Origin of the sequence: Anaeromyxobacter soli (genome assembly GCF_022808855.1) — a bacterium.
GTDB classification, from domain to species: Bacteria; Myxococcota; Myxococcia; order Myxococcales; family Anaeromyxobacteraceae; genus Anaeromyxobacter; species Anaeromyxobacter soli.
The window spans coordinates 169,705-195,023 of record NZ_JAKZLF010000002.1 but is presented as its reverse complement, the minus strand read 5'-3'; the positions used below and the strand labels follow the sequence as shown (position 1 = coordinate 195,023).

The following is a 25,319-nucleotide window of genomic DNA, read 5'->3' as shown; positions in this document are numbered from 1 at the left end:
AACTACTTTAATCCTGAACCACAGAGCCGCAACCCATGCCGAAGATCGAACCCGCCAGGGTCTGGTCGCTCAACTACCGGCTGCTCATGTCGGTGATAACCGCCGCCGCGCCCGCCATCGCGGCGCTCGGGCTCGAGACGAAGGAGCTGTTCGTCCTCGGCGAGGTCGAGGAGCACCCGTATCCGGCGGCGCTCGCGGCCACCCTCTGCATGCCGAAGCCCAGCGTGACCGTGTACGTGAAGCGGCTCGAGGCCGCCGGCTTCCTGCGCCGCGAGATCGATCCCGCCGACCTGCGGCGTCACCGGCTGGTGCTGACTGCGGCCGGGCGCAAGGCAGCAGCGCAGGGGAAGGCCCTGCTGTCGAAGGCGTTCAGCGATCGGCTGGGGCGCCTCGGCGTCGCCGAGCAGGCGGTCCTCCTCTCCCTGCTCGAGAAGATGACCTGACCGTCGTCCGTGGGAGCGGGAGTCACGCGAGCTTCTTCAACAGCCAGGCCATGTTCTGGCCGAGGACCTGCATCGTGCGCAGCCCCTCCTCGTCCCGCTCCACGTCGCCCTTCTCGAGCCCGATCCCCACGTTCCAGTAGTTGGAGCCGGGCACGATCATCTGGTTGATCGTGAAGAAGTGATTCATCGTGTCGAAGGCGTGCGTCGAGCCTGCTCGTCGCACGGCGACGACCGCGGCGCCCACCTTCCGGCGGAACAGGTCGCCGTTCTGCTTGGCGACGAACCCGCAGCGGTCGATGAGCGCCTTCATCTCGGTGGACACGTCGCTGAAGTAGGTCGGCGAGCCGAGCAGGATGCCGTCGGAGGCGGTCATCTTCTCGATGCACGCGTTGACCATGTCGTCGTTCCGGGCGCAGCGTCGGTCGCGACGCTCGCCGCAGCGGCGACAGCCGGTGCAGCCGTGGATGTCGTGGCCGGCGAGGTGCACGACCTCGGTCTCGATCCCCTCGCGCTCGAGCACGTCGAGCACCCGGCCGATGAGGAGCGCAGTGTTGCCGTCCTTCCGTGCGCTGCCGTTGAATGCGACGACCTTCATGCCTGGCTCCCTCGCGGCGCGCCTCCCGGAGGCGGGCGGTGGCGTCGCGCGGCGGCAAACCTAGACGAAGACGGCCCCGCTTGCCATCGGGGCTCGCGATGACGCGGGTGCCGAAGGCGATCGGCCAGCGCGCGGGAGAGCTCAGGTGGCTGCTGAACGGGACGCCGTGACCAGGGGAGCTACGACCGCGATCGCCGGGCCTGCCGCGGAGGCGCCGCGCCGCCCCGGGGCGAGCGCGCCCTCGCGCTGGAGCTCGGCGGCGCGGCCGCGGCGGGCGACGAGGAAGTAGAGGACCGGCACGGCGAGCCGCGAGAGCAGCGTCGCCGCCACCTCGCCGGCCATGAGGCTCACCGCCAGGCCCTGGAAGATGGGGTCGGCCAGCATCACGGCGCTCCCGACGAGCACGGCCGCGGCGGTGAGCAGCATGGGGCGGAACCGGACCACGCCCGCCTCCTCGACCGCGGCCGCGAGCGGCATCCCCTCCCGCAGCTTCAGCTCGATGAAGTCGACGAGGATGATGCTGTTGCGCACGATGATGCCGGCGCCGGCGATGAAGCCGATCATGCTGGTCGCCGTGAAGAAGGCGCCGAGCGCGAAGTGTGCGGGCAGGATGCCGATGAGGGAGAGCGGGATCGGCACGAGGATCACCCACGGCACCGTGAAGCTCTGGAACCAGCCCACCACCAGGATGTAGATGAGGACGAGCACGACGGCGAAGGCGAGGCCGAGGTCGCGGAAGACCTCCAGCGTGATGTGCCACTCGCCGTCCCACTTGAGCGCCGGCTGCTCGGTGGACGCGGGGTGGGCGAGGCCGAGGCGTGGCACCTGCTCCCCGCCGGCGTCGCGAAGCGCGTCGAGCTTCCTGTCGAGCGCCGAGAGCGCGTAGACCGGGCTCTCGATCTCGCCCGCGAGGTCGCCGAGGACGTATGCGACCGGCATGAGGTTCTTGTGGAAGACGGGCGGGTCGACCCTTCCGTCCTCCGGGCTGACGAGCTCGGAGAGCGGGACCGGGCCGCGCCGTCCCGGGACGGTGAGCTGCAGCAGATCCTCGAGGCGCGCCCGCCGCGCCGGCGCGAGCTGGAGCACGACGGGGACCTGCTCCGCGCCCCGCTCGACGTGAAAGCTCCCGAGCGGCGCTCCGGCGCCGCCCGCCGCGAGCGTCTGGATCACCGCGGCCGGCGCGACGCCGTGCAGCGCGGCCTTCTCCGCGTCGAGGCGGAGCGCCAGCTTCGGCGACGTCGCTGCCAGCGACGAGTCGACGTCCACCACGCCCTTCGTCGAGCGGAAGGCCGCAAGGACCTCGCCGGCGAGCCGGTCGCGCTCCGCCGCCGAGGGGCCGTACACCTCGGCCACGAGGGTGTCGAGCACGGGCGGGCCGGGCGGGAGCTCGACCAGCTTGAGCCGGCCGCCGCGCGGCCAGGCGATGGCCTCCAGCGCCGGGCGGACGCGCGTCGCGATGGCGTGGCTCTGCGCCTTGCGATCGCCCTTGGGGACGAGGTTCACCTGGAGGTCCACCTGCTCGGCGCCTTCGCGCAGGAAGCTGTGGCGGACCATGCCGACGAAGGTGAACGGCGCGGCGACGCCCGAGTGGACCTGGACGTCCTTCACCTCGGGTTCCTGGAGGAGCCGCCGCGCCAGCTCCTGCCCGACGGCGAGCGCCCCCTCGCGTGCCGTGCCGGCCGGCAGGTCGAGCTGCACCTGGAACTCGCGCTTGTTGTCGAAGGGCAGCATCTTCACCTTGAGTGCCCCGAGCGCGACGAGCGACGCCGCCCCGGCGAGGAGCCCGAGCACGAGGGCCAGGAAGGCCCAGCGACTCCAGGCGCGGGTGAGGAGCGTGCCCATGACGCGACGGTAGAGCCGGGTGAGGCGCGTCTCCTGCGCCCGCGCCGGGATCGCCGCTGGCTCGGCCGCGAGCGGGTCCGCAGGGTCGCGGCCGCCGTCGGCCGGGTGCAGCCCCGACGCGTCGACCTCCGCCAGGTGCCCCTCCTTGCGGAAGACCTTCATCGCGGCCCAGGGGCTGATGACGAAGGCGATCGCGAGCGAGAAGAGCATGGCCGCGCTGGCGCCCACCGGGATGGGGCGCATGTACGGGCCCGAGAGGCCGCGCACGAACGCGTTCGGCAGGATGGCGGCGATGACGGCGAAGGTGGCGAGGATGGTGGGGTTCCCGACCTCGTCGACCGCCTCGACGACCGTGCGGGCGAAGCTCCGCTTCGGCCCGGGCAGGTGGAGGTGCCGGTGGATGTTCTCGACCACCACGATCGCGTCGTCGACGAGGATGCCGATCGAGAAGATGAGCGCGAAGAGCGTGACGCGGTTGAGCGTGTAGCCGAGGAGGTAGGTGGGGACGAGCGTCAGGGCGAGCGTCACCGGCACCGCCACCCCCACCACCACCGCCGAGCGCCAGCCCATGGCGAGCGCGATGAGGGCGATCACGGACAGCGTGGCGAGGAGGAGGTGCTCGATGAGCTCGTTCGACTTCTCCCCCGCGGTCTCGCCATAGTTGCGGGTGACGCTCACCTTCACGGAGGAGGGGATGAGCCGGCCGCGCAGCGTCGCCACCTTGTGCTCGACCGTCCTCGCCAGCTCGGGCGCGTTCGCGCCGGCGCGCTTCGCCAACGCGATGGAGACCGCCTGCTCGAATCCGGGCTTCCCTCTCTCGGCCATCAGGACGACGGCCGGCTCGGGCTCGGGACCGTCCGTCACGCGCGCCACGTCCTCGAGGTAGATGGGCCGGTCGCCTCGGACCGCGACCACCAGGCGGCGCAGGTCCGCCGCGGAGCGCACGAATCCGTTCGCCTCCAGCTCGATGCGCCTGCCCGCATCCACGAGCGCGCCGGCGGGGAGCTGCCCCTGACCGGCCGCGATGGCCGGCTGCAGCTCCGCGATCGACACGCCCAGCGTCCGCATCCGGTCCGGCTCGGGCTCGACCCGGGCCACCCGGCGCGCGCCCCCCAGCACCCGCACCTGCGCCGTCTGCGGGACGGCCGCCAGCTCGCGCGCGACCTCCTCCCCGAGGGCGCGCAGCTGGCCAGCGGGCTGCGGATCGCCGTGGAGCGTGAGCGTCAGGAAGGGGACGTCGTCGATGGTGAGGAGCCGCACCACCGGCGGTAGCGCCCCGGAGGGCAGGAGCTCGGGATGCGCGCCCAGCTCCTGGTGGACCTTCACCAGGCTCGCCTCGAGCGGCTCGTTCACCTTGAAGCGCACGGTGAGGAACGCCGCCGACGGGGTGGAGGTCGAGTAGAGGTACTCGACGCCCGGGATGCCCCACAGCCGCCGCTCGAGCGGCGCGGTGAGCTGGCTCTCCACCTCCCGCGCGGTCGCGCCCGGGTACGGCACCAGCACGTCGACCATGGGGACGATGATCTGCGGCTCCTCCTCGCGCGGCGTCAGGAGGACCGCGGTGACGCCGAGGGCGATCGAGGCGACGACGAGGAGCGGGGTCAGCTTGCTGCGCAGGAAGCCGCGCGCGAGCCGGCCGGCCAGGCCGACCCGGTGTTCCGAGGGAGAAGTCATGGCGTCACCTCCACCCGCTGCCCATCCCGCAGCGCGCTGCCCGGAGCGTCGATGACCGCCTCACGCGCCTCCAGTCCCGCGCGCACCGCGACGCGGTCGCCGACGCCCTCGCCGAGCGCGAGCCAGCGGAGCTGCGCCTGCCCTCCGGTCACGACGAAGACGCCGGTGAGGTCGCCTCGTTCCACGAGGGCGCTGCGCGGGACCCACACCCCGCGCGGCGGCGCGGCAATGTCGACCGGGAGCACGAGCCGGGCGAAGGCGCCGCTGCGGAGCGTCGCGCCGCCCTGCTGCACGCGAGCGCGCAGCGTCCGGCGATGGGACAGCGGATCGCCGCCGACCGCGAGCGCCGAGACCTGCGCTGCGCCGGCCTCACCGCCCGCCTCGAACCGGATCGTCTGGCCGATCGCGATCCCGCGCGCCTCCGCTTCGGAGAGGCTCGCCACGATCTCCAGCGCGCTCCCTTCCAGCTCGAGCAGCGGCTGGCCCGGGCCGACGAGGTCGCCGGCGTCGACGCGGCGGGCCTGCACCGTGCCGGCGAACGGGGCGCGGATCTCGGTGTAGGCGAGGGTCGCGCGCGCGGCCGCCACGGCCGCACGGGCCTGCGCCCGCTCCGCCCGCGCTCGGTCAAGCTCGACCGCGGTGGCCGCCCCCTGCGCCGCGAGCACCTCCATCCGGCGCTCCTGGGCGGCGGCGGTCGAGAGCGCGGTCCGTGCCGCAGCGAGCTGCCCCCGGACGTCATCGTCCGACAGCCGCACGAGCAGCTCGCCCTGGCGGACGCACGCGCCCTCCTGCACGTTCACGGAGCGGACCGAGGCCGGCGTCCGCGTGGAGACGACGGCCCGGCGCACCGCCGCCAGGCTCCCTGCCGCCCATCGGGTGCCGCGGGCGGGAGCGGTGGTGACGACGCGCACGCGCGCGGGCGCCGCCGGCGAGGCAGGAGCCGGCTCGGCCAGCGCCGCCGCCGGCACCGCCACTGCCAGGACCACTGCGAGGGTGCGCGTCATGGCTCCGCTCCTTCGACCACGGCGAGCTGCAGCTCTGCTCGAGCCGCTCGGTCTCGCGTGGGACACCCGACGCCATCGCATGGCCTGTACCAGGCGCGCCGCGGCGAGGATCCGTGTGCCCTGCAGCGGTTTCCGTGCGGCGGCGCCCCGAAACGGGATCCGGCGAGCTCCCGTCTCGGCGAGAGCTCGTGGCCGGCCGCGGCGAGATCCCGTCGCGTGGATCCGAACGACGCCGTGCGAGATGGCTCGCCTCGCAGGAGAGCGCGTTGGCTGCCCCGCGGCGCCTCGGCTGCCGGCCTGGCGAAGCGCCTCTCGCCTTGGGCGAGGGGGCGAGGTGCTCCGAGCGCCGGCGCGAATCGGCCAGCGCGAGCGCCTTCCAGCGCGCGCGGTCTAGCGTCCCGACCGGCGGCGCGGCTTGCGCACCGCGCGGATCCGGCCGCTCGCGCCGCCCCCTGCGTAGAAGAAGTCGCCCTGATCCGACTCGAGCCCGCTCACCTCCGTGCCCTCGGGCATCGTCAGGCGGGTCAGCACCTCGCCCGTCTCGGGATCGACCTGGCGGAGCTCGGCCTCGCCGCCTTCCCATGTCCCGTGCCAGAGCTCGTCGTCCACCCAGGTGACTCCGGTGACGAAGCGGTTCGACTCGATCGTGCGCAGGATCGCGCCCGTGTCGGGATCGATCTGGTGGATCTTCCGGTTGCGGTACTGGCCGACCCAGAGCGTACCCTCGGCCCAGGCGAGCCCCGAGTCTCCGGCGCCGCCACCCGGAGCCGGGATCCTCGAGAGGACCTCACCGGTCACCGGGTCGATCTTGTGGATGCGATCGCCCGCGATCTGGAAGAGGTGCCTGCCGTCGAAGGCCGTCCCGGCATCGCAGGGGACGTCGAGCGCGCGCACGATCCTGCCGCTCGCCGGTTCGAAGGCCTGCAGCTTCTCGCCGCTGGCGAACCAGACCAGGCTGCCGTCGAAGCTGACGCCGTTCACGCGCCGTGCGTCGGGGAAGGGCCCGTACTCGCGCACCACCTCGGCCGGCCGCTCCGAGTCGCTCTCTCTGCTCATCGCCTGCCCCTTTCCCTATCCTGACCGTGTCCGTCGGAGACCGGGAGCAACAAGGATGTCGCGAATCCGGCCACTGGCGCGGAGAGCCAGCGCCGGGAGCGGCCGCGGCCCAGGGCGCGCACCTGGCCGGCCTCCTCGAGGGCTGCCAGGGCCCGCTGCACCGTCCGCTGGCTGGACCCCAGTGCCAGCGCCAGCGCCGAGGTCGACCAGGCCTCGCCGTCGGCGAGCAGCGCCAGGACGGCGGCGTCGGGGCTCTCGATGGGCGGTGCCAGCAGCCGCACCGTGCCCGCCTCTGGCGCGACCAGGCAGAAGCCACCGGCGGTGGCCCGGATCCCGGCGAGCGGCCGCAGCGTGTGACGCAGGCGCCCCATCGCGACCCGCAGGCGCGCGCGGTGGGAGGCGTTGGTCCGACGCGCGCCGAACGCGCGCTGGATGAGGCCGTCGCGCGCTGCCTCGCCGGGCCACGCCTCCGCGAGACCGCACAGCAGCGCGAACAGCGCCGGCCGGCGCGCGAGCCGCACCACCCGCTCCCCGCGGCGCACCGCCCGCCGGCAGCCGTCGACGACCAGGTCCGACGAGGTGAGCACGGCCTCCACCTCCGCCAGGGTCAGGGATCGCGCCTCGCCCGCGGCGACGAGACGCGCCGCCGGCAGGACGAGGGCCCGTCCTGCCTGCTCGATCTCGGCGCGCAGCGCCCCGATGCCCGATCGCGCCGCCGCCTCCCGCGCGCGCGCGAGGGCCGCGCGCGCCCGTTCGGCTCGCCCCCGGCGGAGCGCGATCTCGAAGGTCACCAGGGCGGCCACGGCCGCGAGCCGGGCGGGCCCGGCGTCGAGCTCGAGCCGAGCGCACGCGACGTCCGCCTCGTCGACCCGGCCGAGCAGCAAGAGGCGGCGGATCTGCAGCAGCCGGGCGTGGGCCGCGTTGTCCCGCTCGCCGCGAGCGGCGAACGTGCGCAGGGCCTCGCTCAGCGCCCGCGGCGCCCAGGCGAGATCCCGCGCGGCCAGCGCCACCTCCGCCTCCGCCGTGAGACAGCGCGCCCGCGCGAGCGTCTCCCGCGGCCCGAAGCCACGCGCGGCCCGTCGCAAGAGCTCCCGCGCCCGCCCCAGGTCCCCGAGCTGGGCCATCGCGATCCCGCGCAGCGCGAGGGCCGCCGGGTCGTCCCGCAGGGCCACGCGCCCGAGCGCGCCGAGCGGATCCCCCGCGCGCAGCGCGCGCCCTGCCGCCGTGATCGAGGCGTCCATCTTCGGAACCTAATCCCGTCGCCGTTGTTACTCCCGACTCCCTTCGGTGGACGTTACCTCTGGCCACGCAGGGAACGATCCCTGCCGACAGCGGGCGGACCGACGCCGCCCCGAAGCGTGACAGGAAGGGAGAGCGCGATGACGACGCACCACACCGGTACACGTGGAGAGTGGCTCGCAGCTCGGCTGGAGCTGCTCGAGGCGGAGAAGGAGCTGACGCGGCGCAGCGACGAGCTGGCGCGGCGGCGGCAGGAGCTGCCGTGGGTCCGGGTCGAGAAGGAGTATCGCTTCGAGACCGACGAGGGGAGCGCCTCGCTGAAGGAGCTCTTCCGCGGGCGCTCGCAGCTCCTCGTCTACCACTTCATGTTCGGGCCCGACTACGCGGCGGGGTGTCCGTCCTGCTCGGCGATCGCCGATGGGTTCAGCGGCTCCGTCGTCCACCTGGCCCACCACGACGTCACGCTCTCGGCCGTGTCGCGGGCGCCGCTCGCGAAGCTGCAGGCCTACAAGCGGCGGATGGGGTGGACGTTCCCCTGGGCGTCCTCGTTCGGCGGCGACTTCAACCTCGACTTCGCCGTCCATTTCACCGAGAGGCAACAGCGCGAGGGGGGCATCGAGTACAACTACCGGCGCGAGGGGGCGGCCTGGCAGCAGAGCGCGCTGGTCGGGGAAGACGGCGAGGGCCCCGTCGCCGAGATCGCGGCCATGACCGGCACCGACGTGGCCACGTACACGCGCGAGCGGCCGGGCGTGAGCGCGTTCGTGCTCGAGGACGGCGTCGTCTACCACACCTACTCCGCCTATTCGCGCGGGGTCGACGGGCTCTGGGGCATGTACCAGTGGCTCGATCGCGCACCCAGGGGGCGCAACGAGACGGGCGTCTGGTGGCGCCGCCACGACGAGTACTACAGGGGCTGAAGCGAGACCGGCGCTGCTGGCGCGGCTGCGGGACGGGAGATCTCACGCATGCTCTCCGAGCTTTCCGAGCGAGCTTCCCGGCAGAGGTTCCTGGGCGTCTCGGCGCTGCTCTTCGCTGGCAGCGCGGCGGTGACGATCGGCTGGTGCGCGTCGATGTCGGCCATGGGCGGGATGCCGATGCCCGGCGGCTGGACGATGTCGATGGCCTGGATGCGGATGCCCGGACAGACGTGGCTCGGCGCCGCGGCGTCCTTCCTCGGCATGTGGGTCGTGATGATGGTGGCGATGATGCTGCCGTCCCTCGTCCCCATGCTGAGGCGCTACCGCGAGGCCGTCGGCAGCACCGGCGAGGCGCGCCTCGGTCTCCTGACGGCGCTCGTGGGCGCTGGCTACTTCTTCGTCTGGACCGTGCTCGGAGTGGCCATCTTTCCGCTGGGGGTCGCGCTGGCGTCCGCCGAGATGCAGCAGCCGGCGCTCGCGCGCGCCGTGCCGATCGCGGTCGGCGGGGTCGTCCTCGTGGCCGGCGCCTGCCAGCTCACCGCGTGGAAGGCGCGGCACCTCGCCTGTTGCCGGGAGGCGCCGGGGCGCGGCCGCGCGCTGCCAGCCGGAGCCGGCACGGCCTGGCGCCACGGCCTGCGCCTCGGCCTTCACTGCACCTTCTGCTGTGCGGGTCCGACCGCGGTCCTCCTGGTCGTCGGAGTCATGGACCTTCGCGCGATGGCCGTCGTGACGGCGGCCATCACCGTCGAGCGTCTCGCGCCGGCCGGTGAGCGCGTGGCGCGAGCCACCGGGGCGCTCGCCGTCGGGGCAGGGTTGCTCCTCATCGCTCGAGCGGCCGGGGTGGGGTGACGCTCCGTGAGGGGTCGCGCTGCCCGACACTTCACGTCGCGCGGGCGACCTGGCGCAGCAGGCGCCGCGTCATGATCCGGTGTCCGCCGGTCCCGATCACGGCCGCACGGTAGAGCCGTCCGAGGACGCCGGGAAAGGCCGCGTGCGTCTGCGCGCGCAGGCGGCCGCCGTCGAGCACGAACGTCAACGCGTAGCTGGAGAAGCGGTGGCGACCGCGCAGGGCGAGCCGCCGCCCCGGCTCGGCCTCGACCACCCTGAAGCCCGGCACCGTCTCCCCCGGCCGTCCGGCGAACGCGGCCGTGCCCTGCGCCGGATCGCAGCCCAGGAGCCGCGCGAACGTCGCGCTGCCGCCCATCTCACGGCGCAGGACCTTCAGCAGCGCCGTCCAGACCGCGTCGGCGGGAGCGTCGATCGGCCGGCTGTGCTCGTCGATGTACGGCAGCGGCTCCATGGACAGGGTCACGCTCGGGCGAGGAGGTTCACGCGTGCCGATGCGACGCCGGGAGGCCGAAGCGCTCGACCGTCGCCCCCTCGAAGTCGAGCTCGATGAGCACGGCCGGCGCGTCGCCGATCACGGCGCCGTCGTGCCCCGGCTCGATCGCCACGACCTGCGGTGCCACGAGCTCGAGGGCGCAGCCATCCGGGTACTCGATCCGGATCGCGCCGCTCGCGAGGAAGCCGACGTGTCCGTGCATGCAGAGATCGGTGCCGACCTCCGGCTTCATGTCGACGGACCAGCGGAAACCCGGCGGATACACCACGCGCTTCACCCGCGCCGCTCCCGCGGGCCCGACCTCGAGCCGGACGTGGCCGACGTCCCTGCGGGTCGCGCCCCGGACCGGCTCGAGCGGCGTGGCGGCCACCGTCGAGCGGCGAGGGCGGCTCCCACGGGCAGTCGTCCGCTTCGCCGGCTTCGCGGCCTTGCTCGTTCGCCCCGCTCTCCTCCTCGGAACCTTCTTGCTCGCCATTGGGCCCCTCCGGATCGCGAGGGTCCATGCTACCAGACGCGACGTCACCCTCCGTCGAGCGGAGGTTCGCTCCGGGAGCGCCAGGGCCGGCGCTCTTCCGGTGAGAGAGCGTCCGCCTTGCTCGGGCGCGCCGCCGGCGGATGAGCGGGCGCTCGTCTCGCCTGCCATCACCGCGGTTCGCGGAGCCGCCGACCGATCGCGGTTCGCTGGCGCACGCGACCGTGTCACCCCTGCATCCCTCGCGGTGGTCGCGCCCCGCGAGCCTAGGGTGGGCCTGGGCGCGAGGCGCTCGAGGTGCGTGCCCGCGCCTGGGGGTGTCATGAACATCGCCAGCGTGAGGGGCTTCGCGGAAATCGCGCCGGAGCCGGTCGAAGTCGTTTCATCATCTCGGCGAGGGCCGTCGAACGGGGGCGCGACCGCAGGGGAGAGGACGACGCTCCGCCGCCTGATGATCGCCGTCGCGCTGCTGGCGGCGATCCTGCAGGCCACTCCGGCCGCGGCCGGATCGAGAGCGGGCCCTCGCAAGGCGACGGCCCCGGGGCCGGCCGAGCCGGCCACGATCGCGCACAACGCACAGGTGCTGCAGGAGCTGCCGTTCTCGGACCGCCAGGACTACGACGACGCGCAGCGAGGATTCATCGCCACCTTGCCGGACCTGACGATCGTGAGGGACGACGGGACGATCGTGTTCTCGCTTCAGGAGTTCGAGTTCCTGCAGCAGCCCGAGGCACCGGCGACGGTGAACCCCAGCCTCTGGCGGCACGCCCAGGTGAACCTCACCCACGGGCTCTTCCAGGTCACCGAGCGCGTGTACCAGGTCCGGAACTTCGACCTCGCGAACATGACGATCGTCGAGGGCCAGAGCGGCGTGATCGTGATCGACCCGCTGACCGCGACCGAGACGTCCAAGGCAGCCCTGGAGCTCTACTACCAGCATCGCGGCGTGCGGCCGGTGAAGGCCGTCGTCTACACGCACTCCCACCACGACCACTACGCCGGGGTGAAGGGGGTCGTCTCCGAGGCGGACGTCCTGAGCGGTGACGTGACCGTGCTCGCTCCCGAGGGGTTCCTGGACGCGGCCGTCAGCGAGAACGTCTACGCCGGCACGGCCATGTCGCGGCGGGCCTCGTACATGTTCGGATACCTCCTGCCCAAGACCGCCACCGGGACGGTGGACGACGGGCTGGGGAAGTCGCAGTCGGTCGGCACCGTCTCGCTCATCGCTCCCACGGACACGATCACGCGCTCCGGGGAGACGCGAAACCTGGACGGCGTGCAGATCGAGTTCGTGATGGCTCCGCAGACGGAAGCGCCGGCCGAGATGACCCTCTACTTCCCCGAGCTCCGGGTGCTGGACGCGGCGGAGATCGCCTGTCCGTTGATGCACAACACGCTGACCCCGCGCGGCGCCCAGGTGCGCGATCCCAGGAAATGGGCGGCGAGCCTGGACGAGCTGATCGCCCGGTACGGGAGCCAGGCCGACGTGCTCATCGCCTCGCACAACTGGCCGCGGTGGGGGAGGGGCCCGGCGGTGCAGCTCATGGCCGATCAGCGCGACCTGTACAAGTTCATGAACGACCAGACCCTGCACCTGCTCAACCAGGGTTACGTCCCCGTCGAGATCGCCGAGGTGATCAAGCTCCCCGCGAGCCTGGCGAAGCTGTGGTACGTGCGCGATCACTACGGCACCCTCAAGCACAACGTGAAGGCCATCTACCAGCGCTACCTCGGCTGGTTCGACGGGAATCCGGCCAACCTGGATCCGCTGCCGCCGGTCGAGGCCGCCAGGAAGTACGTGGAGTACATGGGCGGCGCGAGCGTGGTGACGGCGAGGGCACAGCAGGACTTCAAGCACGGAGAGTACCGCTGGGTCGCGCAGCTGATGAACCAGGTGGTCTTCGCAGAGCCCGACAACGTCGAGGCCCGCAAGCTGCAGGCGGCCGCCCTGGAGCAGCTCGGCTATCAGGCGGAGTCGCCCATCTGGCGCAACTTCTACCTGTCCGGCGCCCAGGAGCTGCGGGACGGGCTCGCGCCGGCGCCGGGAGGCGCGGCGACCGGCAGCGCGGACACGATCCGGTCGATGACGATCCCCCTCCTGTTCGACTACTGGGGCGTGCTCCTCGACGCGGCCAAGGCGAACGGCCAGCGCATGCTCCTCAACTGGACCTTCACCGAGCGCAACGAGAGCTACGCCCTCAACCTGTCCAACTCCGCCCTGACTCATCACCCGGGGCTCGACCCGGCGGCGGACGCGAGCTTCACGCTCGCCCGCGCGACCCTGAACGCCATCCTCCTCGGCCAGACCGACTTCCAGACGGAGGTGAAGGCGGGCAGGATCCAGGCGGTGGGCAACGTCCAGAAGCTCGCGGAGCTGATGGGCATGCTCGACAAGTTCGAGCCGCAGTGGCCGATCGTGACGCCTTGAGGCGTGCTTCGAGAGGGACCTCCCGCCTGCGCGCTCCGCGGAAGCCCGGGCGCTCTCTCGCGCGGCGCGGGACGGGGCGGCGAGCGCCCGCCCGCGCTGGCGGCCAGCGGTGGTGATGCCGGGCCTGGGCGGCCGCCCGGCGCTACCGTTGGGTGAGGGGGAAACGACATGAAGGGAAAGGATCAGAAAGAGCGCCGGACCGAGCCTCGCCCGGCCGAGCGTGAGACGCATGAGCGGGAGCGCACCGTCGCTCCGCCCATCGAGCGGGAGCACGAGACGGCGGAAGGCGTGTTCGAGGAGGACGAGGAGCGGCGCCACCACGAGCGCCAGTGACCGGTGACGCCGCCGCTCAGGCCTCGAGAGATGGAACGGCCCCCGGCCGGCGAAAGCCGGTCGGGGCCGCTGTGCTGCCGTGCCGTGAGACGGCCAGGTCGGCTACATGCTCGAGGGAACCTTCCCCTCGACGCCCTTCACGTAGAAGTTGATCGCGCCCTTCCACGTGTCGTCGGCGACGGCGTCCTTCGCGAGGACCTCCTTGCCCGTGTTGTCGACGACCGGTCCCTTGAACACCGCGACGGTGCCGGTCTTGAGCCCCTCGCGCGCGGCCTCGACGGCCTTCTTCGTCTCCTCGGGGAGGAACGCGGCGGGCTTCACGAAATCGAGCATTCCTTCCTTCACGCCCCACTTCGTGACCTCGGGCTTCCACCGCTTCTCGAGGATCTCGCCGAACGACTTCTCGTAGTAGACCGTCCAGTTCAGCGCGACCGAGCCGAGGTGCGCCTTCGGCGCGAACGCGCTCATGTCGCTGTCCCAGCCGAACCCGAACTTGCCGTTGCGCTCCGCGGCCTGGAGGACGGCCGTCGAGTCGGTGTTCTGGAGCAGCACGTCGGCGCCCTGGTTCATGAGCGACTGCGCCGCCTCCGTCTCCTTGGGCGGATCGAACCAGGAGTTGATCCAGACCACCCGCGTCTTCACCTTGGGGTTCACGCTCTGCGCGCCCAGCGTGTACGCGTTGATGTTCCGGAGCACCTCGGGGATGGGGAACGACGCGACGAAGCCGAGGGTGTTCGTCTTCGTCATCTTGCCCGCGACGACGCCCGCGAGGTAGGCGCCCTCGTAGAAGCGGGCCTCGTAGACCCGGAGGTTGTCCGCGGTCTTGTAGCCCGTGGCGTGCTCGAAGTAGACGTCCGGGTGGTCCTTCGCGACCTTCACCATCGCGTCCATGAAGCCGAACGAGGTGGCGAAGACGACCTTGTTGCCCTGGGCGACGAGGTCGCGGATGACGCGCTCGGCGTCCGGGCCCTCGGGGACCTTCTCGACGAAGGTGGTGGTGACCTTGTCGCCGAACTTCGCGAGCGCGTTCTTGCGGCCGAGGTCGTGCGAGAAGCTCCAGCCGGAGTCCCCGACCGGGCCCACGTAGACGAAGGCGGCCTTCAGCGGCTCGGCCTTCGCGGTGGGGGCGGCGGCGGGCGCGGGCGGCGCCTCTTCCTTCTTGGCGCAGGCTGCGAGCGTCGCCCCGAGGACGACGGCGCCGAGCGCGAGCTTGCGGACGAACGAACGAGTCATGTGGCTCCCCTCTCTCTAGGTGCGGTGGTGACTGCGGTGAGGCGCTGCGTCCCGCCGTTCAGGCGCCCGGGAAGAACGGCTTCCCGAGCGAGGCGGGCATGTTGAGGCGGATCCAGAGCGGATTCCGGGAGATGAGGACGAGGACGACGACGGTCGCGACGTAGGGGAGCATCGCCATGAACTGGCTCGGCAGCTCCACGCCCTGCGCCTGCAGGTGGAGCTGCAGCATGGTGACGCCGCCGAACAGATACGCGCCGAGGAGGATCCGGGCTGGCCGCCACGTCGCGAAGACCGTCAGCGCGAGGGCGATCCAGCCGCGTCCCGCGACCATGCCCTCGACCCAGAGCGGCGTGTAGACGACCGAGAGGAACGCCCCCGCGACGCCGCAGAGCGCGCCGCCCGTCACCACGGCGGCGAGGCGGATCCGGCGCACGCCGTAGCCGAGCGCGTGCGCGGACTGCGGCGACTCGCCGACCGCCCGCAGCACGAGCCCCGCGCGCGTCCGGTAGAGGAAGAAGGACGCGGCCCCGACGAGCGCGACCGCCACGTAGACCATCGGGTGCTGGCGGAAGAGGGCCGGGCCGAGGAACGGCAGCTCGCCGAGGATCGGCACCGCGTGGGCGCGCTGCTCGCCGAGCTGCCGCCCGACGTAGTCGATCCCCACGAACGCGGAGAACCCCGAGCCGAAGAGGCTCACCGCGAGCCCGGTCGCGTACTGGTTCGTGTTCAGCCACACCACGAGCCAGCCGAACACGGCCGCCACCGCCGCACCCGCCGCGGCACCCGCGGCGAAGCCCAGCCACTCGCTCCCCCCGTGGAACGCCGCCGCGAAGCCCGCGACGGCCGAGATGAGCAGCATGCCCTCGGCCCCGAGGTTCAGGATGCCGGCGCGCTCGTTGAGGAGCAGCCCGAGGCCGGCGATGGCGAGGGGCGTGCCCGCGGCGAGCGTCGCGGCGACGAGCAGGGCGACCTCGCTCAAGGCGCGGTCCTCCAGGTCCACCGGACGAGCCGGAGGCGGTGGTGGATGAGGGTGTCGCAGCCGAGCAGGGCGAGGAGCAGGATGCCCTGGAACACGCCGCTCACCGAGGCGGGCAGGCCGACGCGCGACTGCGCGAGCTGCCCGCCGATCACGAACGCGGAGAGCACGACGCTGGCGAGCACCGCGCCGAGCGGATGGAGCCGGCCCACGAAGGCGACGATGATCGCGGTGAACCCGTAGCCGCTCGCCACGTGCGGCGTGAGCTGGCCCATCGGGCCGGCCACCTCGAAGGCGCCGGCCACGCCGGCGAGCCCGCCCGAGACGAGCAGCGTCGTCCAGACCGCGGATCGCGACGAGAACCCCGCGTAGCGCGCCGCCGCCGGCGCGGGGCCGCCGATCTGGAGCTGGATGCCGCGGTGGGTCCGGAACATGAACAGCCACATGAGGACGGCCGCGACGAGCGCGAACGCGAACCCCCAGTGCAGCCGCATGCCGCGCACGAACCGCGGGATCTCGGTCGCCGCCGCGAACTGCACGGTCTGCGGGAAGTTGAAGCCCCGCGGGTCCTTCCACGGCCCGAACACGAGCCAGGACAGGAAGAGGTCCGCCACGTAGACGAGCATCAGGCTGACCAGGATCTCGTTCGCGTTGAAGCGGTCCCGCAGGAGCGCCACGATCGCCGCCCACGCCGCTCCGCCCGCGGCCCCCGCCGTCACCACCAGCGGGAAGAACGCCCACGGCGAGAGCGCGACCGACGCGGTCGTGACCCACAGCGCGAGCCCGCCCCCCGCGATGGCGCCCATGAGGAACTGCCCCTCGGCGCCGATGTTCCACACGTTCGAGCGGAAGCAGAGCCCGAGGCCGAGCGCGCACAGGATGAGCGGCGTGCACTTGAGGCCCAGCTCGGTGAGCGCGCGCACGCCGTGGAACGGCTCGACGAGGAACATCGAGAGCACGCGCACCGGGTCCTTGCCGAGCGCGAGGAAGAGCACGCCCCCGGCGGCCACCGTCACCGCGAGCGCGATGAGCGGGGAGAGGACGCTCATCCTGAGCGAGGGCACCGGGCGGACGTCGAGGCGGATCATGGGCTCCCTCCGGCGAGCGCGGCCGCCTGACCGGGGCCGCCCGCCCACAGCCCGCTCATCCACTCGCCGATCTGCTCGACGGTCGCCTCGGCCGTCGGGATCGACGGTGAGAGGCGCCCCTTCGCGATCACGTGGAGCCGGTCGGCGAGCGCGAAGAGCTCCTCGAGCTCCTCGGAGACGACGAGCACGGCGCACCCCGCGTCGCGGAGCGCGACGAGCTCGGCCCGGATCTGCGACGCCGCCCCGACGTCCACGCCCCAGGTCGGCTGCGCCACGACGAGCACCTTGGGGACGGCGTCGAGCTCCCTGCCGACGATGTACTTCTGGAGGTTGCCGCCCGAGAGGCTCCGCGCCGCGGCGGACGGGCCCGCGGCCTTCACCCAGTACCGCCGGAGCACGCCGGAGGCCTGGTCGCGGAGCGCGGCGCGGTCGATCCAGCCGAACGCGCGCAGCGCCTCCTTGCGCGTCAGCAGCATGTTGTTCGCGAGCGAGAGCGCCGGCACCGCGCCGCGGCCGAGCCGCTCCTCGGGAACGAAGTGCAGGCCGCGCTTGCGGCGCGCGGCCGCGCCCACCCGGCCGATCGGCTGCCCGAAGAGCTGGATCGCGCCGGCGTCGGCGCGCGGGTCCTCGCCCGAGAGCGCGGCGAGCAGCTCCTGCTGGCCGTTTCCGGACACCCCCGCGATGCCGACGATCTCTCCCGCCCGGACGTCGAGCGAGACGTCCTCGAGCGCGACGCCGAACCGGTCGTGGCTCTCGAGGGTGAGCTCCCGCGTCGAGAGGGCGATGGCGCCGGCGCTCGCGGGGCGCCGCTCGAGCCGGGGCGGCTCGGCGCCGATCATCAGGCGCGAGAGGCTCGCGGTGCTCTCCCGGGCCGGATCGCAGCTCGCCACGACGCGGCCGCCGCGCAGCACGGTGCACTGGTGGCACAGCGCCACGATCTCGTGGAGCTTGTGGCTGATGTAGAGGATCGAGCAGCCGGTGGCGGCGAGCTTCCGCAGCGTCTCGAACAGCTTGTCGGCGGCCTGCGGCGTGAGCACGGCGGTCGGCTCGTCGAGGATCAGGAGCCGCGGGTTCGCGAGGAGCGCCCGGACGATCTCGACGCGCTGGCGCTCGCCCACGGACAGCACGTGCACCGGCCGGTGAGGATCGAGGTCGAGGCCGTACTCGGCCGCCTTCCCGCGAATCCCCTCGACCACCTCCCGCAGGCTCACCGTGCGGGACAGGCCGAGCCAGACGTTCTCCGCGACCGTGAGCGAGTCGAACAGGGAGAAGTGCTGGAACACCATGGCGATGCCGAGCGCGCGCGCGTCGTGCGGGCTGCGGATGTCGGCCGGCGCGCCGTCCCAGAGGAGCTCGCCGGCGTCGGGCGCGACCGCGCCGTAGACGATCTTCATCAGCGTCGACTTGCCCGCGCCGTTCTCGCCGAGGATCGCGTGGATCTCTCCGGGCGCGACGGCGAGCGCGACGTCGTCGTTCGCGACGACGTCCCCGTAGCGCTTCGTGACGTGCCGAAGCTCGAGGCGCGGTGCGGTCACGGAGCCGTCACTCCGTCTCGCGCCGCTGCCGGATCGGAGAGACGAACCGGTAGTCGATGTCCCAGGGGAAGTAGATCCACTTCTCCTGCCGGAACTCCTTCACGAACGTGTCGACGACGGGGCGCCCGAGCGGCTTGGCGTAGAGCGTCGCGAAGTGCGCCTTCGGGAGCCGCTCCCGGACCGCCTGGGCGGTCCGGCCGGTGTCGACGAGGTCGTCGATGAGGAGCCAGCCGTCGCCGTCGCCCTGGACCGTCTTCAGCCAGCGGAGCTCGCCCTGTTTCTGCTCCGCGCCGCCGGACTCGCCCGCGCCGTAGCTGACGATGCAGACCGTGTCGATGAGCCGGATCTCGAGCTCGCGGGCGACGAGCGCCGCAGGAACGAGGCCGCCGCGCGTGATCGCGATGATGCCCTTCCAGTCACCGAGCTCGTGCAGGACGCGCGAGAGATAGCGCGTGTCGCGGTGCAGCTCCGGCCAGGAGATGACGATCTCGTCCTTGTACGGACCCTCGTCGGACGGGACCGCGCCCCGACCCTTGCCGGGCGAGGAGTTCGTCGGGTCTGTCGCCATGGCGTGTTCTACCGGATGGGGCTGACAGCGCCGACAGGCGGGCGGATGGCCGCCTGGGTCAGGCGGCGCCGGGCGGCAGGCGCTCGAGGACACCTGCGCCAATGAAGAAAAGAGGCCCCCGGCGAACCGGGGGCCTCGAGGTTTCGGCGAAGCGTGGGCCCGCTACTCGGACTGCACGATCGAGATCTCGACCCGGCGGTTCGCCTCGCGACCCTCCGGCGTGTCGTTGGACGCGATCGGGCGGCTCGGGCCGTAGCCCTTCGCGGACAGCCGCGCCTTGTCGACGCCGCGGGCGGCGATGGCCTTCGCGACGGCGTCGGCGCGGGCCTGCGAGAGCCGCTTGTTCAGGGCCGCGCTGCCGCTCGAGTCCGCGTGACCCTCGACCTGGACGCGCTTGATCTCGGGGTGCTCCTTCAGCACGTTCGCGATGTCCTCGATGAGCTTGTCCGACTCGGGGCGAATGGTGGCCTTCCCCGCCTCGAACTGGACCTTCTCGCGGAGCTCGATCTTCTTCGCCTCCGGCTGCACCACGACGCGCGGGCAGCCCTGGTTGTCGGCAGGGCCAGCCTGGTCCGGGCACTTGTCCTGGTGATCCGGGACGCCGTCGCCGTCCGTGTCCTTCGCCGGGCAGCCCTTCAGCTCAGGGAGGCCCTTCTCGGTCGGGCACGCGTCGTCCTTGTTCGCGACGCCATCGCCGTCGTCGTCGAGGTTGGGGCACTGATCGGGCGTGTGCGACTGCCCCGGAGCGCAGGGATCCACCGGCGCGGCCGCGGCGGGGGGCGGCGGAGGCGGCGGGGCCGCCTGCTCGGGGGCGGCCTCCTTCTTCGCGCGCGCGCCCTCCATGCCGAAGGCGAGGCCGACGACGCCGCGCCACTCGGGCGTGCCGATCGCGTTGAAGAACCCCGGGCCGCCGAGCGCGAACAGCTCCGCCGGGCCGAGGACGGCGCGCAGGCCCGCGAGGACCTCGGCGGTGCTCGGGCCGGCCTCGAAGGGCGTCGCGCCGCGGAACGACAGCTCGGGCCGGATGGTCCCCTTCATCGCGATGGTCGCCCCGTAGATCACCTCGGAGCCGACGTTCGTGTTCTGGATCTGCTCTCCCTCGCGCGCGACGAGGCCGCCTTCCGCGCCGATGATCACGTTGCCGAGGTCGCGGCCGAGCTCCAGCTTCAGCAGCGCCGCGGGCTTCGAGAACTTGGCGAACGCGCCCGCCGTGCCCCAGGGAGGCAGGAACTCGCCGGCGAAGGCGACGTTCACCGGCGAGGCGCCGTCGCGCTGCGAGAGCGCCGAGATGCGGATGCCGAACGAGGGCATCCCGAAGCCGTCGCTCTTCGCGGCCGAGAGGCCACGCTCACCGTCCTGGTTCAGGACGTAGCTCGCGCGGGCGTAGAGCTCGACGCGCTCCACCGGAACGTAGTCGAGCGTGAGGTGGAGCGTCTGGCGGTCCTTCACGATCGCGTCGCCCGTACGGCGGCCGAACAGCTCGGTGCCGTGCCGCACGAGCGGCCGATGCTCCCAGTCGCCCGCGGCGGACAGGCGGAAGCTCCGCGCGGGGTTCACCTCGCCCGTCCCGACGACGAGGGAGCCGATCGCGGAAGGGTCGAGCTGCAGCCGCTCGAGCTCGAACGATTGGGCCGACGCGGCGTTCGCGAGCGCCGCAAGCACCGCGAAGGTCAGGACTCTGACTTTGGTCACTTTTCAAGCCTCATGTTGAAGTGGGGAGTAAGCGAACGGGCGCAAACTACCTCCAATGCCTGACAGCCGGGCATTGAATCGTCCGCTCCTCTCCATCTGTGGCCCACCTTTCGGGCCGAGCATGGAAAGGTACCCCGGAGAGCTACCCTTATGGCCGCATTCGCCTAAAATGGCGAGCGTGCTTCACGCGCCCGTCCCGCTGGTCGCCGAGAAGCGCGCTCTTTTGCCGCACGATTCCGAGCCCGGAGTCCGTGCGCTCGCTCCCTCGATTCTGAATCCCGAACCCCCGAGACCGACATGACCACCGCCGCAATGCTCCTCGCCACGTTCCTCGTGGCGCAGACCGAGGCGCCCGCCGCGACCACCGCGGCCGCCCCCGAAGGCGCCGCCGATCGCGCGGCCGCCGCAGCCGAGAAGGCGGCTGCCGCGGCGCTCCTCGCGGCGGAGGCCGCCGCCCGTGCAGCCGACGCCGCCGCCCGCGTCGCGGCCGTCGTCCCCGTCCGCTTCGAGGTCCCGGCTGCGCCACCGGCGCCGGCGCACGCGGTCCCGACGAGCTGGTCCAGCACCGTCGGGCTCGGCCTCATCTCGCTCACCGGCAACTCGAACACGGTGACGTTCAACGCGAACGCGGCCGCCGAGCGGAAGAGCGCGTCGTGGATCTGGGGCGCGAAGGTCTCCGCGAGCTACGGGCAGAACCGCGTGGCCGGCGTCACCGGCTCGCAGACGGTGGCGGAGGCGGCCGGTGCCCAGCTCCGGCTCGATCGGCGCTTCGGCGAGCGCTACAGCGCGTACGTGCTCGGCGCGGCGGAGACCGACCACGTGAAGAGCGTCGAGCTCCGCGGCACGGGGGAGGTCGGCGCGACGGTCGTGTGGGTGGACGCCGGCGGGCCCTCCGGCTGGAAGACGAGCCTGCGCACCGACCTCGGCTTCCGGCTCGCGAACGAGGCCCGCTACCAGTACTACCCCACCGCTGCGCAGCTCCCCGACGACACCCTCTACGCCCCGCGCGCCGGGCTCGGCTTCAGGTACGCCATCTCCAAGGACGTCCTCTTCGCCGAGGACGCCGAGGTCCTGCCGAACGTGGTCGGCGAGAGCAGGGTCGTCTTGAACAGCCTCTCCAAGATCTCGACGCGCCTCTCGCGCTCGCTGGCGTTCGGGGTGTCGTTCACGGTGAATCACGACAGCCGGCCCGCGCCGACGAAGGTCTCGACGGACACGGCGCTCGGGCTCACGCTCGACGTGCTGCTGTAAGAGCGCCGGCGCTCCCGTGGTATCCATCTCGCCTCGCAAACAGGAGACCCACCATGCCCGCCACCGTCGATAACCTGAAGGTCGCCTTCGCCGGCGAGAGCCAGGCGAACCGCAAGTACCTCGCGTTCGCGCGCCAGGCCGAGAAGGAGGGCTACGCGCAGATCGCGAAGCTCTTCCGTGCCGCGGCGGAGGCCGAGACGATCCACGCGCTCGGACACCTCGCCAACATGGGCGGCGTCGGCTCGACGCTCGAGAACCTGAAGAGCGCGGTGGCCGGCGAGACCTACGAGTACACCGAGATGTACCCGCCCATGGTGGAGCAGGCCCAGCGCGAGAACCACAAGGCGCGCTACCTGCTCGGGTTCGCGAACGCCGCCGAGAAGGTCCACGCAGGGCTCTTCGGTCAGGCCCTGAAGGCGCTGGAGTCCGGCGCCGACCTCTCGACGATGGAGGTGTACCTGTGCCCCGTCTGCGGGGACGTCGAGTTCGGCACGCCGCCGGACAAGTGCCCGGTGTGCGGCGCGCCGCAGTCGAAGTTCCAGCTCGTCGCCTAGCTTTTCGACGTGGCGGGGTCGCTCTGCGGCGCCGGCTCTTCGCGGGTCGCGAAGGCAGCACCTCAGATGCGGCTCGAGCGAGCCGAGGGAACCGTGCGATCGTGACGCTCTCCCGTCGAGTGCGGACGGGCACGGAGGAGGCGCGAATGTTCAAGGCGATCGTCGTGGAGAAGGCCGCCGCGGGGCACGAGGCCCGCCTCACCGAGCTCGACGAGGCGCAGCTCCCGGAAGGCGACGTCACCGTGCGCGTCGAGTACTCGACCCTCAACTACAAGGACGCCCTCGCCATCACCGGCGCGTCGCCGGTCGTGCGCAAGTACCCGATGGTGCCGGGCATCGACCTCGCCGGCGTCGTGGAGGCGAGCGGCGATCCCGCGTGGTCACCGGGCGACAGGGTGTTGCTCGACGGGTGGGGCGTGGGTGAGAGCCACTTTGGCGGGCTCGCGCAGAAGGCGCGGGTGAGGAGCGCGTGGCTCTTGCCGGTGCCTGCGGCCTTCACCTCGCGGCAGGCGATGTCCATCGGCACCGCGGGCTACACGGCCATGCTCTGCGTCCTCGCGCTGGAGAAGCACGGCCTGAAGCCCGGCGACGGCGAGGTGCTGGTCACCGGCGCCGCGGGCGGCGTGGGCAGCGTCGCGATCGCGATCCTGTCCAGGCTCGGCTACAGGGTCGTGGCCTCCACGGGGCGCGCCGCCGAGGCGAGCTACCTCCAGTCGCTCGGCGCCGCGGAGGTCATCGACCGCGCCCAGCTCTCCGCGCCGGGCAAGCCGCTCGGCAAGGAGCGCTGGGCCGGCGCCGTGGACTCGGTCGGCAGCCACACGCTCGCGAACGTCTGCGCGACGACCCGCTACCGGGGCGCCGTCGCGGCCTGCGGGCTCGCGCAGGGCATGGACTTCCCGGCCACGGTGGCGCCCTTCATCCTCCGCGGCGTCACGCTCTACGGCATCGACAGCGTGATGGCGCCCAGGGCGCTCCGCCTCGAGGCGTGGTCGAGGCTGGCGCGCGACCTCGACGCGACCAAGCTCGACGCCATCACGCACGAGATCGGGCTCGGCGAGGCGATCGGGGCGGCCCGCGACGTCCTCGCGGGCAAGGTCCGCGGGCGGCTCGTGGTGAACGTGAATCGCTGAGCGGTGAGGGGCCGACGGGCGCGCGTGAGCGCGCGATTCCGGGACCTCGCTCGTGACTCGCTGGAGCGGCTCGCGCAACCGCGCCGCCCGCCGCGCGCGTGGCGTCCGTGCGACAATCCGCCCGCGCCGCCCGTGCGCTGAGCGTGCTAGCGATGTGTGCTTCACAACCAGTCATGAGGCGGTCGCGCATGGGGCGAGCTCCCGCTCCAGGCGCGGGCGCCTCGCGGAGGAGTTGGATGCGCTCGAAGCTCTTGGGTGTCGTGGTGGCCCTCGCGGTCGGCTCGTCGGCGGCCGCGCTCGACGGGCCCAACCTCGTGGTGACGCGGCTGGACGTGCCCGCGGTCGTGAACAAGGCGGAGCCGGCCACGTACGTGGCGACGGTGAAGAACATCGGCAACGTCGCCACGAACTCGCCCGGCGGCGTGTACGTGGTGGTCTACTTCTCGTCCGACGCGACCATCACGCCCGACGACCCGGCGTGGGCTTCGGGCTGGTTCTCGGACTTCGCGCCCGGGCAGGAGAAGACGGTCGCGATGAACGTGCCGGCCGGCGGAGGCTCGGGGCCGGGGGTGTTCTGGGCCGGCGCGATCGTGGACGGCCCCGACGGCTACGGCGGCGCGCGCGTCCCCGAGACGAACGAGGACGACAACACGCTGCTCGGGACGCAGATCACGGTCACGCAGTCCGACCTGGCGGTCACGGGGATGGCCGGGCCGACGAGCATCCAGGCAGGCGAGACCGTCACGGTCACCGCGCACCTCAAGAACCTCGGGGACGGGCGCACGAGCGGACCCATCGGCGCGAGCGGGTTCTATCTCGCGGCGTACGTCACCGGCGACGCGAACATCACCGAGTGTGACGACGCCGGCTTCGACTGCGACCTCCAGCGCGCGCTCGTCTGGGTGGACACGATGGCTCCTGGTGAGGAGCGGGACGTCGTGCTCACGTTCAGCTCGACCATCCCCGGGTACATCGGCCTGCTCGCGGACACGGGCGAGAACCCGGCGAAGGGGACGTTCGTCTACGAGCGCGACGAGTCGAACAACGCCCTCGTTCCGGCGTTCACGGCGGTCGGGCCGGATCTCGTGGTGACGCGGCTGGAAGTCCCCGCGGTCGTGAACAAGGCGGAGCCGGCCACGTACGTGGCGACGGTGAAGAACATCGGCAACGTCGCGACGAACTCTCCCGGCGGCGTTTACGTGGTCGTCTACTTCTCGTCCGACGCGACGATCACGGCAGACGACCCGGCGTGGGCTTCGGGCTGGTTCTCGGACTTCGCGCCCGGGCAGGAGAAGACGGTCACGATGAACGTGCCGGCGGGTGGCGGCTCCGGGCCGGGGACGTTCTGGGCCGGCGCGATCGTGGATGGTCCCGACGGCTACGGCGGCGAGCGCATCCCTGAGACGAACGAGCGCAACAACACGCTCCTGGGGAGTCGGGTCACGGTCACGCAGTCCGACGTGGCGGTCACGGGGATGGCCGGGCCGACGACCATCCAGGCAGGCGAGACCGTCACGGTCACCGCTCACCTCAAGAACCTCGGGGACGGGCGCACGAGCGGCCCCATCGGCGCGAGCGGGTTCTACCTCGCGGCGTACGTCACCGGAGACGCGCAGATCACGGAGTGTGACGACGCCGGGTTCGACTGCGATCTGCAGGTCGCGCTCGCGTGGGTGGAAGTGATGGCTCCGGGTGAGGAGCGGGACGTCGCGCTGACATTCAGCTCCACCGTCCCCGGGTACGTCGGCCTGCTCGCGGACACGGCGGAGAACCCGCAGAAGGGGACGTTCGTGTACGAGCGGGACGAGTCGAACAACGTCCTCGTCCCGGCGCTGATCGCACCCTGACCGGCCGCGGGGCCCGCACGCGCGGGCCCTCCGGCGGCGCCGGGGCCAGCGGCCCCGGCCTCGTGGCTCGCACCCCCCGGCGTCCCTCTCCGCGCGG

Annotated in this window: 22 protein-coding genes; 9 read left to right on the top strand and 13 right to left on the bottom strand. The window is 72.4% G+C overall.

Going from position 1 to position 25,319, the window contains the following annotated elements; all coding sequences use genetic code 11:
* Nucleotides 1-35: 35 nt before the first annotated feature.
* A complete protein-coding gene (locus MLV88_RS03045; RefSeq protein ID WP_242352291.1) occupies nt 36-443 on the top strand; it encodes a MarR family winged helix-turn-helix transcriptional regulator in 408 nt (135 codons plus the stop codon).
* Between the two features lie 22 nt (nt 444-465).
* Here the strand turns inward: MLV88_RS03045 and MLV88_RS03040 are convergent, their stop codons facing one another.
* The 5 genes from MLV88_RS03040 to MLV88_RS03020 form a co-directional block, all read right to left on the bottom strand.
* Nucleotides 466-1,038, bottom strand: a complete 573-nt coding sequence (locus MLV88_RS03040; protein ID WP_242352289.1) for a flavodoxin family protein — start codon at nt 1,036-1,038, stop codon at nt 466-468.
* 141 nt (nt 1,039-1,179) lie between these two features.
* Entirely contained in the window at nt 1,180-4,554 is a 3,375-nt protein-coding gene (locus MLV88_RS03035; protein ID WP_242359963.1) for an efflux RND transporter permease subunit, read from the bottom strand.
* On the bottom strand, nt 4,551-5,558 hold the full coding sequence (locus MLV88_RS03030; RefSeq protein ID WP_242352285.1) for an efflux RND transporter periplasmic adaptor subunit: 1,008 nt from the start codon (nt 5,556-5,558) through the stop codon (nt 4,551-4,553). The genes MLV88_RS03035 and MLV88_RS03030 overlap by 4 nt, the downstream gene beginning before the upstream one ends.
* A gap of 390 nt (nt 5,559-5,948) precedes the next feature.
* A complete protein-coding gene (locus tag MLV88_RS03025) occupies nt 5,949-6,614 on the bottom strand; it encodes a Vgb family protein (RefSeq protein ID WP_242332996.1) in 666 nt (221 codons plus the stop codon).
* The gene (locus MLV88_RS03020) at nt 6,611-7,855 is read right to left on the bottom strand and encodes a helix-turn-helix domain-containing protein (RefSeq protein WP_242332994.1); all 1,245 of its coding nucleotides are present in this window, start codon (nt 7,853-7,855) and stop codon (nt 6,611-6,613) included. The genes MLV88_RS03025 and MLV88_RS03020 overlap by 4 nt, the downstream gene beginning before the upstream one ends.
* Nucleotides 7,856-7,993: 138 nt before the next feature.
* On the opposite strand from MLV88_RS03020, the gene MLV88_RS03015 reads away from it, so the two are divergent.
* Together MLV88_RS03015 and MLV88_RS03010 are read left to right on the top strand one after the other, a co-directional pair.
* Nucleotides 7,994-8,773, top strand: a complete 780-nt coding sequence (locus tag MLV88_RS03015; protein WP_242332991.1) for a DUF899 domain-containing protein — start codon at nt 7,994-7,996, stop codon at nt 8,771-8,773.
* 48 nt (nt 8,774-8,821) lie between these two features.
* The gene (locus MLV88_RS03010) at nt 8,822-9,622 is read left to right on the top strand and encodes a DUF2182 domain-containing protein (protein WP_242352283.1); all 801 of its coding nucleotides are present in this window, start codon (nt 8,822-8,824) and stop codon (nt 9,620-9,622) included.
* Between the two features lie 31 nt (nt 9,623-9,653).
* Here the strand turns inward: MLV88_RS03010 and MLV88_RS03005 are convergent, their stop codons facing one another.
* Nucleotides 9,654-10,073 carry an SRPBCC family protein gene (locus MLV88_RS03005; protein WP_242352281.1) on the bottom strand — a complete coding sequence of 140 codons (420 nt, stop codon included), beginning with the start codon at nt 10,071-10,073 and terminating at the stop codon, nt 9,654-9,656.
* Between the two features lie 28 nt (nt 10,074-10,101).
* Nucleotides 10,102-10,485: a cupin domain-containing protein gene (locus MLV88_RS03000; protein WP_242352279.1), complete on the bottom strand. Its 384-nt coding sequence runs from the start codon at nt 10,483-10,485 to the stop codon at nt 10,102-10,104.
* A 553-nt stretch (nt 10,486-11,038) separates the two neighbouring features.
* Here MLV88_RS03000 and MLV88_RS02995 point away from each other — a divergent pair.
* Together MLV88_RS02995 and MLV88_RS02990 are read left to right on the top strand one after the other, a co-directional pair.
* Complete coding sequence (locus tag MLV88_RS02995) at nt 11,039-13,015, top strand: alkyl/aryl-sulfatase (RefSeq protein ID WP_242332983.1); 1,977 nt, start codon at nt 11,039-11,041, stop codon at nt 13,013-13,015.
* Between the two features lie 168 nt (nt 13,016-13,183).
* Nucleotides 13,184-13,348 (top strand): hypothetical protein, encoded by a 165-nt coding sequence (locus MLV88_RS02990; protein ID WP_242332981.1) that lies wholly within the window; start codon nt 13,184-13,186, stop codon nt 13,346-13,348.
* A gap of 102 nt (nt 13,349-13,450) precedes the next feature.
* Here MLV88_RS02990 and MLV88_RS02985 read toward each other — a convergent pair whose 3' ends face one another.
* The 6 genes from MLV88_RS02985 to MLV88_RS24450 form a co-directional block, all read right to left on the bottom strand.
* The gene (locus MLV88_RS02985) at nt 13,451-14,581 is read right to left on the bottom strand and encodes a BMP family ABC transporter substrate-binding protein (RefSeq protein WP_242332979.1); all 1,131 of its coding nucleotides are present in this window, start codon (nt 14,579-14,581) and stop codon (nt 13,451-13,453) included.
* A gap of 58 nt (nt 14,582-14,639) precedes the next feature.
* Nucleotides 14,640-15,560 carry an ABC transporter permease gene (locus MLV88_RS02980; protein WP_242332977.1) on the bottom strand — a complete coding sequence of 307 codons (921 nt, stop codon included), beginning with the start codon at nt 15,558-15,560 and terminating at the stop codon, nt 14,640-14,642.
* Nucleotides 15,557-16,645, bottom strand: a complete 1,089-nt coding sequence (locus tag MLV88_RS02975; RefSeq protein WP_242352277.1) for an ABC transporter permease — start codon at nt 16,643-16,645, stop codon at nt 15,557-15,559. The genes MLV88_RS02980 and MLV88_RS02975 overlap by 4 nt, the downstream gene beginning before the upstream one ends.
* A complete protein-coding gene (locus MLV88_RS24455; protein ID WP_242359961.1) occupies nt 16,642-18,180 on the bottom strand; it encodes an ABC transporter ATP-binding protein in 1,539 nt (512 codons plus the stop codon). Before MLV88_RS24455 ends, MLV88_RS02975 begins: the two co-directional genes overlap by 4 nt.
* A gap of 7 nt (nt 18,181-18,187) precedes the next feature.
* Nucleotides 18,188-18,748 carry a xanthine phosphoribosyltransferase gene (gene gpt, locus MLV88_RS02965; protein ID WP_242359960.1) on the bottom strand — a complete coding sequence of 187 codons (561 nt, stop codon included), beginning with the start codon at nt 18,746-18,748 and terminating at the stop codon, nt 18,188-18,190.
* A gap of 162 nt (nt 18,749-18,910) precedes the next feature.
* A complete protein-coding gene (locus tag MLV88_RS24450) occupies nt 18,911-20,440 on the bottom strand; it encodes an OmpA family protein (RefSeq protein ID WP_242359959.1) in 1,530 nt (509 codons plus the stop codon).
* A gap of 297 nt (nt 20,441-20,737) precedes the next feature.
* On the opposite strand from MLV88_RS24450, the gene MLV88_RS02955 reads away from it, so the two are divergent.
* From MLV88_RS02955 to MLV88_RS02940, 4 genes are all read left to right on the top strand, one after another.
* Nucleotides 20,738-21,691 carry a DUF481 domain-containing protein gene (locus MLV88_RS02955; protein ID WP_242359958.1) on the top strand — a complete coding sequence of 318 codons (954 nt, stop codon included), beginning with the start codon at nt 20,738-20,740 and terminating at the stop codon, nt 21,689-21,691.
* Nucleotides 21,692-21,744: 53 nt separating this feature from the next.
* Nucleotides 21,745-22,245, top strand: coding sequence for a rubrerythrin family protein (locus MLV88_RS02950; RefSeq protein ID WP_242332966.1), 501 nt, complete (start codon nt 21,745-21,747; stop codon nt 22,243-22,245).
* A 146-nt stretch (nt 22,246-22,391) separates the two neighbouring features.
* Entirely contained in the window at nt 22,392-23,375 is a 984-nt protein-coding gene (gene acuI / locus MLV88_RS02945; protein WP_242359957.1) for an acrylyl-CoA reductase (NADPH), read from the top strand.
* Between the two features lie 236 nt (nt 23,376-23,611).
* Nucleotides 23,612-25,222, top strand: a complete 1,611-nt coding sequence (locus tag MLV88_RS02940; protein WP_242359956.1) for a CARDB domain-containing protein — start codon at nt 23,612-23,614, stop codon at nt 25,220-25,222.
* The last annotated feature ends 97 nt before the right edge of the window (nt 25,223-25,319 follow it).